10 protein-coding genes are annotated in these 11898 nt (G+C 66.4%); 9 read left to right on the top strand and 1 reads right to left on the bottom strand.

The features are described from left to right. Window positions 1–7: 7 nt before the first annotated feature. Window positions 8–388, bottom strand: a complete 381-nt coding sequence (locus AX725_RS02185) for a C-glycoside deglycosidase beta subunit domain-containing protein (protein WP_060979275.1) — start codon at window positions 386–388, stop codon at window positions 8–10. 135 nt (window positions 389–523) lie between these two features. On the opposite strand from AX725_RS02185, the gene AX725_RS02180 reads away from it, so the two are divergent. The 9 genes from AX725_RS02180 to AX725_RS02140 all read left to right on the top strand — a co-directional run bounded on the left by AX725_RS02180 (window position 524) and on the right by AX725_RS02140 (window position 11862). Beyond that, on the top strand, window positions 524–2140 hold the full coding sequence (locus tag AX725_RS02180; protein ID WP_060979274.1) for a GMC family oxidoreductase: 1617 nt from the start codon (window positions 524–526) through the stop codon (window positions 2138–2140). Window positions 2141–2144: 4 nt separating this feature from the next. Beyond that, window positions 2145–3584 (top strand): xylulokinase, encoded by a 1440-nt coding sequence (xylB, locus tag AX725_RS02175; RefSeq protein WP_060979273.1) that lies wholly within the window; start codon window positions 2145–2147, stop codon window positions 3582–3584. A gap of 12 nt (window positions 3585–3596) precedes the next feature. Further along, entirely contained in the window at window positions 3597–4910 is a 1314-nt protein-coding gene (xylA, locus tag AX725_RS02170) for a xylose isomerase (RefSeq protein WP_060979272.1), read from the top strand. 61 nt (window positions 4911–4971) lie between these two features. Further along, window positions 4972–5922, top strand: a complete 951-nt coding sequence (locus AX725_RS02165; RefSeq protein ID WP_060979271.1) for a helix-turn-helix domain-containing protein — start codon at window positions 4972–4974, stop codon at window positions 5920–5922. A gap of 154 nt (window positions 5923–6076) precedes the next feature. Beyond that, window positions 6077–7597 (top strand): aldehyde dehydrogenase, encoded by a 1521-nt coding sequence (gene adh, locus AX725_RS02160; RefSeq protein WP_060979270.1) that lies wholly within the window; start codon window positions 6077–6079, stop codon window positions 7595–7597. Between the two features lie 118 nt (window positions 7598–7715). Further along, on the top strand, window positions 7716–8348 hold the full coding sequence (locus AX725_RS02155) for a flavodoxin family protein (RefSeq protein ID WP_066114863.1): 633 nt from the start codon (window positions 7716–7718) through the stop codon (window positions 8346–8348). Window positions 8349–8432: 84 nt separating this feature from the next. Beyond that, window positions 8433–9659, top strand: a complete 1227-nt coding sequence (locus AX725_RS02150) for an acetyl-CoA acetyltransferase (protein ID WP_060979268.1) — start codon at window positions 8433–8435, stop codon at window positions 9657–9659. Beyond that, window positions 9656–10087, top strand: coding sequence for a nuclear transport factor 2 family protein (locus AX725_RS02145; protein WP_060979267.1), 432 nt, complete (start codon window positions 9656–9658; stop codon window positions 10085–10087). The genes AX725_RS02150 and AX725_RS02145 overlap by 4 nt, the downstream gene beginning before the upstream one ends. Continuing rightward, window positions 10084–11862 carry an AMP-binding protein gene (locus AX725_RS02140; protein WP_060979266.1) on the top strand — a complete coding sequence of 593 codons (1779 nt, stop codon included), beginning with the start codon at window positions 10084–10086 and terminating at the stop codon, window positions 11860–11862. The genes AX725_RS02145 and AX725_RS02140 overlap by 4 nt, the downstream gene beginning before the upstream one ends. The last annotated feature ends 36 nt before the right edge of the window (window positions 11863–11898 follow it).

The raw sequence follows: 11898 nt of genomic DNA, 5'->3' as shown, positions 1-11898 counted from the left end.
AGGTCCTTCAGGCGACGCGTAGCGTCTGCGTCTGGGTGTTGGCGCGCTTCATTCCGGGGATGTAGGGCGGGCTGATGAACATGCTCAGCGCCACCTCATGCTCGCTGCCGGGCGCGGCGCTCTGGCCGGGGATATGGAGAAAGGCGCTGTCGCGGACGAACCAGAAGGCATTGGTTTGCTCGCCCAGATCCTTGAGCGGCCATACCGAGCCGTCGAACTCGACCCTGGCGTCGGACAGGTCCACTGGCGCGCCATCGATGTGCACCGAATCGATCTCGACAATGGAAAACGGCAGCGACCTGTACCAGGGCAGGCGCATGGCCAGGCGCAGCCCTTCGGGCGTCGCACTCAGCCCCTCTTCTCCGATGATACGTTCGACCGGAAGCATCGCTCTCTCCTCGCTTAATTAGAATGCTGTTTCTAATTGTCGCTTGACAGCCGGTCAAGGCTGGTGTTGAAAAAATCAGAACAACAGTTCTAGATTGTGCGCTCGTTTTCTGCAGCGCTGCCAGGGGAGAGGGGCTTGGCCCGGTTCGACTATATCATCGTGGGCGCTGGCTCGTCGGGCTGCGTGCTCGCCAACCGGCTCAGCGCCGATCCGCGTCATCAGGTGCTCCTGATCGAGGACGGCGGGCGCAACGACCATCCATTCATCCTGATGGCGGGCGGCTTCGTCAAGATCATGGGCAATCCCGCCTATTTTCGCGCCTATCCGGTCGCACAGCAGCCCGGCCGACGACAGGAAATGCACGCCTATGGCCGAGGCCTCGGCGGTTCTTCGGCGATCAACGGCACCTGGTATCTGCCCGGCATGCCCGGCGACTATGACGGCTGGGCGGCCATGGGCCTGACCGGCTGGGGCTGGGACGAGATGGCGCGCTGCATCCGCAAGGTCGAAAACTACCGCGCGCCCGGTGCGCATCCCGGTCGCGGCCATGACGGCGAGCAGCAGATCACCCCGTCCGACTACAAGGGCCCCGTGTTCGAGGCGCTGGCCGGGGCCTTCGCGCAAGGCGGCATGCCCTGGGTGGACGATATCACCACGCCCGGCATCACCGGCGCGGGTCGCTCGCAATATACGGTCGATCGCGCCGGCCAGCGCCAGTCAACGTATGAGGCGTTTGTCGAACCGATCCGCCACCGCCCCAACCTCACCATCATCCACCCCGTTGCCGTCACCCGGCTGACCGTCGCCGAGGGCCGCGTCACCGGCGTGGTGACCGAGCGCGAGGGCGTGGAGGAAACGCACCAGGCGGGCGAGGTGATCGTCAGCGCGGGCGTCTATGGCTCGCCGCAGCTGCTCCAGCTGTCAGGAATCGGACCGGGAGCGGAACTGCAGCGGCTGGGCATTCCGGTCGCGCACGAGCTGGCCGCCGTGGGCCAGAATTTCGCCGATCACCAGAAGATGGGCGTCTCGTTCGACCTCCACAACAATCCCGGCAACAATCGGGAATTCCTCGGCTGGCGGCTCTATCGCAACGCGATCCGCTATTTCCTCACCCGCACCGGCCCGCTGGCGCGCGTCGGCATGCCGATCACCGGGCTGATCTCGACCGAGGGGCTCGACGACTGGCCCGAATTCCAGGTGGCCGCGGCGCCCTTTGCGATGCGCACGATCAACGAGATGGCCGAACGGCCGGGGAGCCCGCTGACCGACCGGCCCGGCCTCACCTTCTCGGGCTATCACCTGCGCCCGAAGAGCCGCGGCACGGTCACGCTCACCTCGCCCAGCCATCGCGACGCGCCGGTGGTCGACCCGAAAATGTGGTCCGACCCTTATGACCAGCAAAAGGCGCTCGAACTGTTCAAGCTCTTCCGCAGGCTCGCCAGCATGCCCGCGCTCGCGCCCTATATCGGCGATGAGCGCATGCCCGGCGCTGCGATCCAGGACGAGGACGCCCTGATCCCCGAGGTGCGCAAGATGACCGAATGCGGCCTGCACGGCACCGGCACCTGCTCGATGGGCACCGATGCCGCGAACTCGGTGGTCGATGCGCGCTGCCGGGTACACGGCCTGCAAGGTCTGCGCGTGGTCGATTGCTCGATCATGCCGACGCCGGTTTCGGGCAACACCAATGGCCCCGCGATCGCGCTGGCCCAGCGCGCGGCCGAGCTGATCCTGGAAGACGCGCGGGGCTGAACGTATGTTTCTGGGCATCGACATCGGCACTTCGGGGGTCAAGGCGGTATTGCTGGGCGCGAAGGGTCATGTCATCGCCCATGCCAGCTCTGCCCTCACCGTGCAGCGCCCGCACCCGCTCTGGTCCGAACAGGACCCGGCGGCCTGGTGGAACGCCACGCAAGCGGCAGTGCTCGCGCTGCCCGCCGATCTGCGCGCGCGAGTCGAGGCGGTGGGCCTTGCCGGACAGATGCACGGTGCGACGCTGCTGGGTGCAGACGATCGCCCCTTGCGGCCTGCGATCCTGTGGAACGACGGGCGCAGCCATGCCGAATGCGCCGCGCTGGAGGCTGCCGTGCCCGATCTGCGCAGCATCGCGGGCAATATCGCGATGCCCGGCTTCACCGCGCCCAAGCTCGCCTGGGTGCGCGCGCACGAACCCGAAATATTCGCCGCGACCCGCAGCGTGCTGCTGCCCAAGGATTATGTCCGGTTGGTGATGACCGGCGAGAAGATCAGCGACATGTCCGACAGCGCGGGCACGCTCTGGCTCGATGTTGCAAGGCGCGACTGGTCGGACGAACTGCTCGCCGCGACCGGGCTCGACCGATCGCAGATGCCGCGCCTGGTCGAAGGCAGCGCTATCGGTGGCACGCTGCTGCCCGAGGTTGCGGCGCGCTGGGGCATGGGCAGCGTGCCGGTGGCGGGCGGCGCGGGCGACAATGCGGCAGGCGCAGTCGGCGTCGGCGTGGTGCGCGATGGCGATGCGCTGCTCTCGCTCGGCACCTCGGGCGTGATCTTCGTCGCCACCGACCGGTTGCGGGCCAATCCCGATGGCGCGGTGCATGCCTTCTGCCACTGCCTGCCGGGCCTGTGGCACCAGATGAGCGTGCACCTGTCCGCTGCCGTGTGCCTCGATTGGGCCGCGGCGATGATGCACCTCGACGTCCCCGATCTGCTCGCCGCCGCCGAAGAGGCTGGCGCCGGTCAGGGCAGCGAACTCTTCCTGCCCTATCTGTCGGGCGAGCGCACACCGCACAACGACCCGCATGTGCGCGGATCCTTTCTGGGCCTTGGCCATGACAGCAGCCCAGGGCGCATGGCGGCGGCGGTGCTGGAGGGCGTCGCCTTCGCGCATGGCGATGGCCTGGCCGCGCTTCAGGCCGCTGGGACCCGGATCGAGAGCCTTTCGGTGATCGGCGGCGGCGCGCGATCGACCTGGTGGGGCCGCATCATCGCATCGGCGCTGAGCGTTCGGCTGGATTATCTCGACGGCGGTGAGGTCGGCCCGGCGCTGGGCGCGGCGCGGCTGGCGCAGATCGCCGCCACCGGCGCCGATCCTGCCAGCGTCTGCACCCGCTCGCCGGTGCGCGAGAGCATTGCGCCCGATCCCGAGCTGGCCGAGCGGCTGGCGCCCAGGCTGGCGCGCTTCCGCGCCGCCTATGCCGCCATAAGAACGATCTGAGAGGAAACCCGCATGTCCGCCGAATATTTTGCCGCCTTCGACACCGTCCGTTACGAAGGGCCCGACAGCACCAATGACCTCGCCTATCGCTGGTACGACAAGGACCGGGTGGTGATGGGCAAAAGGATGGAGGACCATCTGCGCTTTGCCGTGTGCATGTGGCACAGCTTCTGCTGGCCGGGCAGCGACGTGTTCGGCGCGGGCACCTTCAACCGCCCCTGGCTGCAAGGGCCGATGGACGCCAAGAACGCCGCCGCCAAGCGCGAGGCGGCGCTCGCCTTTGTCGAGAAGCTCGACCTGCCTTTCTATTGCTTCCACGATGTCGACGTGATGGCCGATGCCGAGAATATCGGCGACTTCCGCAGCAGCTTTGCCGAGGCCGTCGATCATCTCGAGGCACTGCAGGCGCAACACGGCCGCAAGCTGCTCTGGGGCACCGCCAACCTGTTCAGCCACCCGCGCTACATGGCGGGCGCGGCGACCAATCCCGATCCGGAAGTCTATGCCTGGGCCGCATCGCAGGTGCGCGATGCACTGGACGCGACGCATCGCCTGGGCGGCGCGAACTATGTGCTCTGGGGCGGGCGCGAGGGCTATGATTCGATCCTCAACACCGAGATCGGCACCGAGCAGGAAAATTTCGGCCGGTTCCTCAGCCTCGTCGTCGATCACAAGTACCGCATCGGCTTTACCGGCACGATCCTGATCGAACCCAAACCGCACGAGCCGAGCAAGCATCAATATGATTTCGACACGCAGACCGTCTATGCGTTCCTCAAGCGCTTCGGGCTGGAGAACGAGGTCAAGGTCAATATCGAGGCCAACCACGCCACCCTGTCCGGCCATACGTTCGAGCATGAAATTGCCATGGCGCGCGCGCTCGGCATCCTGGGGTCGATCGACGCCAATCGAGGCGACCCGCAAAATGGCTGGGATACCGACCAGTTCCCCAATTCGGTCGAGGAGCTGACGCTTGCCATGCTCGAGGTGCTGCGCGCAGGGGGCTTAGGCAATGGCGGCTTCAACTTCGATGCCAAGGTGCGCCGCCAGTCGATCGACGCGGTGGACCTTTTCCACGGCCATATCGGCGGGGTGGACACCATCGCCCGTTCGCTGCTGCGCGCCGCCGCGATCATCGAGGATGGCCGGCTCGAGGCGTTCCGCGCCGAGCGCTATGCCGGGTGGAAGGGTGAACTCGGCCAGATGATCCATGCCGAAGGCACGACGCTTGCGGCCATCGCCGACCGCGCCGTAAGCGCCAACAGCGCGCCCGAATTGAAGTCGGGCCGTCAGGAATATTGCGAGAATCTGGTCAATCGCTTCTGAGATCGCGCACCCCTCGCGTCCGCTTGTGACGCAAGGGGTCGCATGATAGCCTTGAGCCATCATGGCAGAGGCCGAACAGCACGCCGCCGTCATCCGGTCGGCCATCGCCTCCCCCGCTGCGGCGGCGCAATCCTCGCTGGCTGCCTCCTGGTGCCGATCGGCGCTGCGCCACGGGCTCGACCCGGCGCATGGCCCGGCCGCAGACCGGCTCGATGCGGTGCGGCTGGCCGAGGCGCGGCAGGCCAATGCCCGGCTGCTCCACCATGCCCGGCCCGTGCTCGACACGCTTGCGCGCAGCATCGTGCGCACCGGGCGCTGCCTGCTGCTCACCGACGGCAACAGCCTGATCCTGGAAGGTCGGATGACCGATGGCGATGCCGCGATGTTCGACCGCGCGCGGCTCGTCGCCGGCGAATGCTGGTCGGAAGCCGCGGAAGGCACCAACGGCATCGGCACCTGCGTGGTCGAGGACCGCCCCGTCGCGATCCTCAAGGACCAGCATTTCCTCAGCAGCAACACCCAGGTGAGCTGCATGGGCGTGCCGATCCACGGCGCGGACGGGGGGATCATCGCGGCTCTCGACGTCTCGACCAACCGCTATGACCACGACCTCGATACCACCGCGCTGGTGATGGCCGCGCTGCAGGACGCGGCGGGCTCGGTCGAGCGGCTGATGTTCGCCGATGCGTTCAGCGATTGCCGCATCGTCCTGCTCGACCAGCAGACACATGGCCAGGCCGCGATGGTGGCGGTCGATCGCGACGATCTGGTGATCGGGGCGAGCCGCGCCGCGCGCCACCACGCGCTGCTCGCCGGAGTCAGCGCGGCTGCGCCCGTGCCGCTCGCCGATCTGTTCGGCCTGCCCGAAGAGGACCCGCTTGCCGCTGCAGAACGACGCGTACTGCGTCAGGCGCTCGCCCGGTGCGGCGGCAATGTCGCCGCTGCAGCGCGCAGCCTCAAGATCGGCCGCGCGACCTTCTATCGCCGCATGGAGCGCGCCGGACTGAACTGATTGCAGGGCCGATCTGTCTCACTCTTGAGACAGTTGCTCATTGGAACCTCCGCCGCCCCGCTCGTCCGCGTGCTTCGCCCGTGCAAGCCTCTCTTTCGCAAACCGCCGAGTCCCGGATGTCACGGGCCGGCGACCAAGCGAGAGGAGACACTTCATGGACATGCACACCCCAGCCGCGCTGCTGATGCGCCCGCCGCTGAAGGCGCATTACGACAACTGGATCGGTGGCCGCTGGGTGCCCGCGAAAAGCGGCGCGACCTTCGACAATGTCTCGCCGCTGACCGGCAAGGTCATCGGCACCATCGCGCGTTCGGGTCCTGAGGATATCGAGGCCGCGCTCGACGCAGCCCATGCCGCCCGGGTCGCCTGGGGCCAGACCAGCGTGGCCGAACGCGCGCTGGTGCTCACCCGCATCGCAGACCGGATGGAGGAGAATCTCGCCCATCTCGCCCAGGCCGAGACCTGGGACAATGGCAAGCCGATCCGCGAGACCATGGCCGCCGACCTGCCGCTCGCCATCGACCATTTCCGCTATTTCGCCGGGTGCATCCGCGCGCAGGAAGGCGGCATTTCCGAAATCGACCGCAACACCATCGCCTATCATTTCCAGGAACCGCTGGGCGTGGTCGGCCAGATCATCCCGTGGAACTTCCCGCTGCTGATGGCCTGCTGGAAGCTTGCGCCTGCGCTGGCCGCCGGCAATTGCGTGGTGCTGAAACCCGCTGAGCAGACCCCCGCCTCGATCATGGCGCTAATCGACATTATCGGCGATCTGCTGCCCGATGGCGTGCTCAACATCGTCAACGGCTTCGGGCTGGAAGCGGGCAAGCCGCTCGCCTCATCCAAGCGCATCGCCAAGATCGCGTTTACCGGCGAGACCTCGACCGGGCGGCTGATCATGCAATATGCGAGCGAAAACCTGATTCCGGTCACGCTCGAACTCGGCGGCAAGTCGCCCAACCTGTTCTTCGCCGATGTGATGGCCGAGGATGACGATTATCTCGACAAGGCGATTGAGGGCTTCGTGATGTTCGCGCTCAACCAGGGCGAGGTGTGCACCTGTCCTTCGCGCGCGCTGGTGCAGGAATCGATCTACGACCGGTTCATGGAGCGCGTGCTGAAGCGCGTCGCGGCGCTCAAACAGGCCAATCCGCTCGATCCCGAAACCATGATCGGCGCGCAGGCCAGCGTCGAACAGCAGGCCAAGATCCTGCGCTATATCGATATCGGCCGGGCCGAGGGGGCGGAGGTGCTCGCCGGGGGCGCCGCCGCGCAGCTCGGCGGCGATCTGGCCGGGGGCTATTACGTCCAGCCCACGGTGCTGCGCGGCCACAACAAGATGCGCGTGTTCCAGGAGGAAATCTTCGGCCCCGTCGTCTCGGTCACCACCTTCCGCGACGAGGACGATGCGCTGGCCATCGCCAATGACACGATGTTTGGGCTGGGCGCGGGCGTGTGGAGCCGCGACATCAACCGCTGCTATCGGCTGGGCCGGGGCATCGAGGCGGGTCGCGTCTGGACCAATTGCTACCATGCCTATCCCGCGCACGCGGCGTTCGGCGGCTACAAGCAATCGGGCATCGGCCGCGAGACGCACCGCATGATGCTCGACCATTATCAGCAGACCAAGAACCTGCTGGTGTCCTACGAGCCGAAAAAGCTCGGCTTTTTCTGACACCTGACGCCGGGCGCGGCATCGCGCCGCGCCCGGTCCTCTATGTCAGCCAAGGGCGCAACCTCATGCGGGCAGGTTCGTACGCTCCTCGACCCCCCCTCATAAGGATAAAGCCCCCATGACCCTCAAAGCCGTCGCGATCAATTGTACCCTCAAGCGCTCGGGCAAGGAGAGTTCCTCGACCGATGCGATGATCGAGCTGATCGCCGAGCAACTCTCCAAGCACAAGGTCGAGCTGACCGAGACGATCCGCATCGCCGATTACAACGTGCTGCCCGGCGTCAGCTCCGACGAGGGCGATGGCGACGAATGGCCGGACCTTCGCAAGCGCATCCTTGCCGCCGATATCCTCATTTTCGGCACGCCAATCTGGATGGGCCAGATGTCGAGCATCGCCAAGCGCGTGCTCGAGCGGATGGACGCCTTCATGAGCGAAACCGACGAGACGGGCCGGATGCCCAGTTTTTCCAAGCTCGCGGTCGCGGCGATCGTCGGCAACGAGGACGGCGCGCACCGCATTTCGGCCGACCTGTTCCAGGCGCTGAACGATGTCGGCTTCACCATCCCCGCCGGGGCCGCATGCTACTGGGTCGGCGAGGCGATGGGCAGCACCGATTTCCAGGACCTCGACGAGACGCCTGAAGCAACCTTCGAAACCGCGCGCATGCTCGCCGCCAACACCGCGCATCTGGCCGGGCTGCTCAAGGCCAAGCCCTATCCGGGCGACGAGGAGCATGACGACGAGAGCTGATTTCTGCGGCGCATGACCGTCACGTCCCCGGTTGCACGATGGATCAAGCTTGTATAAGCATACCATCAAAGCAGGAGAGGCGTGATGGTTTATGTGCTGGGCGGATACCAGAGCGATTTTGCGCGCAACTGGGCGCGCGAGGGGCTTTCGATAGGCGACGGGTTCGTCGAGACGGTTCGCGGAGGACTGGATGCGACGCGGCTCGATGCCGACGAGATCGAAAGCGGCCATGTCGGCAATTTCGTCGGTGACCTGTTTGCCGGGCAAGGCCTGCTCGGCGGCTTTTTCGCTTATGTCGATCCCGCGCTCGACGGCCTGCCAACTTCGCGCCACGAAGCGGCCTGCGCCTCGGGCAGTGTATCGGTGCTCGCCGCAGCGGCGGAGATCGAGGCGGGGCGCTATGACCTTGCCTGTGTTGTCGGCATCGAGATGATGCGCAACGTTCCGGGACAGAAAGCCGCGGAAAATCTCGGCGCTGCCGCCTATCATGGGCGCGAATTTGCCGACGCGCAGTTCCTCTGGCCGCGCGCCTTTTCCGATCTCGCCGAGGAATATGACGCGCTCTACGGCCTGAACTACGACCATTTGGGCCGCATCGCCGAGATCAACTTCGCCAATGGCAGGCGCAACCCCGCCGCGCAGACGCGGCAATGGCAGTTCGGCCCGAAGAGCTTTACCGAGGATGACGAGGCCAATCCGGTGGTCGAGGGGCGCACGCGCAAGAACGATTGCGGCCAGGTGACCGATGGCGCAGCGGTCGTCTTCCTCGCCTCCGAAAGCCGTGCCCGCGAATATGCGGCGAAACGTGGCATCCCGATGGAACAGCTGTCGCGCATTGCTGGCTGGGGGCATCGCTCCGCCGCGCTCGGCTATCGCGACAAACGGCGCATCGCGCGCGACAGCGCTTACGTCTTCCCCCAGGTCAAGCGCGCGATCGACGATGCCCGCGCCCGCGCAGGCGTGTCCGGGGTCGAGGCGATCGATGCGGTCGAGACGCACGATTGCTTTGCGATGACCGAATATATGGCGATCGACCATCTCGGCCTGACAGCTCCCGGCGAGGCGTGGAAGGCGGTGGAGGCGGGCGATATCGAGATCGGCGGCAAGCTGCCGATCAACCCCTCGGGCGGGCTGATCGGTCTCGGCCATCCGGTAGGCGCGACGGGCGTGCGCATGCTGCTCGATGCGCATCGCCAGGTCACCGGCCAGGCGGCGGACAATCAGGTCGAAGGCGCGCGCCGCGTGCAGACACTCAATATCGGCGGATCGACCACCACCACCGTCAGTTTCATCGTGGAGCAGGCCGCATGACCGACACCCGTTTCAACCAGTTCAAGCAACTGATCGCCGCTTGGACCCGCAAGGATGCCGAAGCCGTGCTCGCCATGCTGCACGACGATGTCGTCTGGCATTATGCCGCCGCCATCGCCCCGCCCGCGCGCGGCAAGGCCGAGGCGCGCGCGTTCATCGAGCGCTTCGGGTCGACCATCGCAGAGGTCAACTGGCGCATTTTCGCGCATGCCGAGACCGCCGACCGGCTGTTCGTCGAGGGCGTCGACGAATATGTGACGACCGACGGCGTCCGCGTCGCCGCGCCCTATGCCGGCATCATCGAATATCAGGGCGACAAGATCATCGGCTGGCGCGATTATCTCGATCGCGGCACGGTCGATGCGATCAAGGCGGGCAAGCCCTACCCTGCCCAGGTCAAGGAACTGATCGACCGGCCCGCCGCATGACCACGACAATGCTGGCCGATGCCCCGTTTCGCGAGGCGGAGTTCATGCCCGTCGACCTCGATGTCGAGCGGCGCGCCGATGGCATGATCATCCTGAAGAGCCGCGTGCCACTGCGCGCCTTCGACGCCAATATCCCGCGCGCCTTTGCCGAGCGGGCGGCGCTCAAGGGCGATACCCCCGCGATCGGCTGGCGCGGGACGGACGCGCAATGGGCCTATCGCAGCTATACTCAAATCAAGCGCGACATGGACGGCGCGACACGCTGGCTGGCGGAGAATTTCCCGCGCGGCACCCGGCTGCTGATCATCGCGGAAAACAGCCTGCCGGTCGCGGTGATGACCTTTGCTGCCTGGGCTGCGGGGATGATCATCGTGCCGGTGAGCATTGCCTATGGGCTCGCCGGTGGCGATCATACGCGACTTCGTCACGTCATTGCGCGGACCCAGCCGGATGTGATCCTTGCCGAACCGCACCCGGCCATCGCCGCCGCGCTTGCTGCGACCGCGCCGGGCGCGCGCATCGTCAGCAGCGACCCTGCGCCGTTTGCCGATGCCTCCGCCTATGCCGATGTGATCTCCACCGACCCCGGTGCATTTGCAAATGAGGCCATCGCTGCGGTCGATCCAGCTGCACCCGCCATCTACATGCTCACCTCCGGCTCGACCGGCCTGCCCAAGATTGTGCCGCATTCGTTGACCGCGCTCGCCGCGTGCGGGGCGCAGGGGCTGGACATGATCGGCAAGGCCGCGGGCTGGGACGATGTGATGCTCGACTGGCTGCCCTGGCACCATGCCGCAGGCGCGTCCGTCATGCGCACCTGCCTGCTGGAGGGTGGCACGCTGCATATCGACGCGGGCAAGCCGCTGCCCGGCCTGTTCGACCAGACCATCGCCAATCTGCGCGAGATTTCGGTTTCCTATTTCAACAATGTCCCCACCGGCTATGCGATGCTGGTCGAGGCGATGGAGCACGATGCCGAGCTGCGCGCGCGCTTCTTCGCCAAGATGCGGCTGATGCTCTATGGCGGCGCGGGGCTCCCTCAGCCGGTGTACGACCGGTTGCAGGAACTCGCTATCGCCGAGACCGGCCACCGCATCCACATGACCACCGGCTATGGCATGACCGAGACCGTTTCGGGTTGCATGGCGATCCATTTCCCCGCGACGCGCGTCGGCATCGGCCTGCCCGCGCCGGGCCTGTCATTAAAGCTCGTGCCCTGTGACGGCCGCTATGAGGTGCGGCTCGCCGGGCCGAACGTCATGAAAGGCTATCTGGACGAGCCCGAGAAGACCGCCGCCGCGTTCGACGACGAGGGCTATTATCGCACCGGCGATGTCGCAGTGTTCCATGACGAGAACGACTATGGCCAGGGCCTCGCCTTTGCCGGGCGGCTGGCCGAGGAGTTCAAGCTCGCCAATGGCAACTGGGTCTATGGCGGCGCGGTGCGCGAAAAGCTGCTCAAGGCGTGCGATGGCCTGATCGCCGATCTGGTGCTCGCCGATGACGGAAGGCCGTATCTGGCGATGCTCGCCTGGCCCAAGCCGGGCGCGACGCTCGACACGGTGGCCGAGGCGGTGCGCGGCTATAATCGCGAGGCGCGCGGCGGCGCGGTAATCCGCCGGGTCGCGCTGTTCGACACCCCGCCCAATCCAGGCGCGCACGAGCTTTCCGACAAGGGGACGATCAACCGCCGCGCGGTGCTTGATGGGCGGCGCGAATGGGTCGAGCGGGTGTTTGCCGATCCGCCGGACGAGGGCGTTGCCATCACCGGCTAGAACGCTGGAACAATTCATAAAATTGGGAGGAAACGG

The organism is Blastomonas sp. CCH9-A1 (assembly GCF_001557175.1).
Taxonomy (GTDB): Bacteria; Pseudomonadota; Alphaproteobacteria; order Sphingomonadales; family Sphingomonadaceae; genus Blastomonas; species Blastomonas delafieldii_A.
Note: the sequence above shows the minus strand (reverse complement) of the source record. Positions and strands in the feature narration are given on the sequence as shown.

Coding starts and splice junctions, on each gene's coding strand:
- xylA (WP_060979272.1), top strand. CDS start 3,597: ATGTCCGCCGAATATTTTGCCGCCTTCGACACCGTCCGTTACGAAGGG.
- xylB (WP_060979273.1), top strand. CDS start 2,145: ATGTTTCTGGGCATCGACATCGGCACTTCGGGGGTCAAGGCGGTATTG.
- AX725_RS02145 (WP_060979267.1), top strand. CDS start 9,656: ATGACCGACACCCGTTTCAACCAGTTCAAGCAACTGATCGCCGCTTGG.
- AX725_RS02165 (WP_060979271.1), top strand. CDS start 4,972: ATGGCAGAGGCCGAACAGCACGCCGCCGTCATCCGGTCGGCCATCGCC.
- AX725_RS02185 (WP_060979275.1), bottom strand. CDS start 388: ATGCTTCCGGTCGAACGTATCATCGGAGAAGAGGGGCTGAGTGCGACG.
- AX725_RS02150 (WP_060979268.1), top strand. CDS start 8,433: ATGGTTTATGTGCTGGGCGGATACCAGAGCGATTTTGCGCGCAACTGG.
- adh (WP_060979270.1), top strand. CDS start 6,077: ATGGACATGCACACCCCAGCCGCGCTGCTGATGCGCCCGCCGCTGAAG.
- AX725_RS02140 (WP_060979266.1), top strand. CDS start 10,084: ATGACCACGACAATGCTGGCCGATGCCCCGTTTCGCGAGGCGGAGTTC.
- AX725_RS02155 (WP_066114863.1), top strand. CDS start 7,716: ATGACCCTCAAAGCCGTCGCGATCAATTGTACCCTCAAGCGCTCGGGC.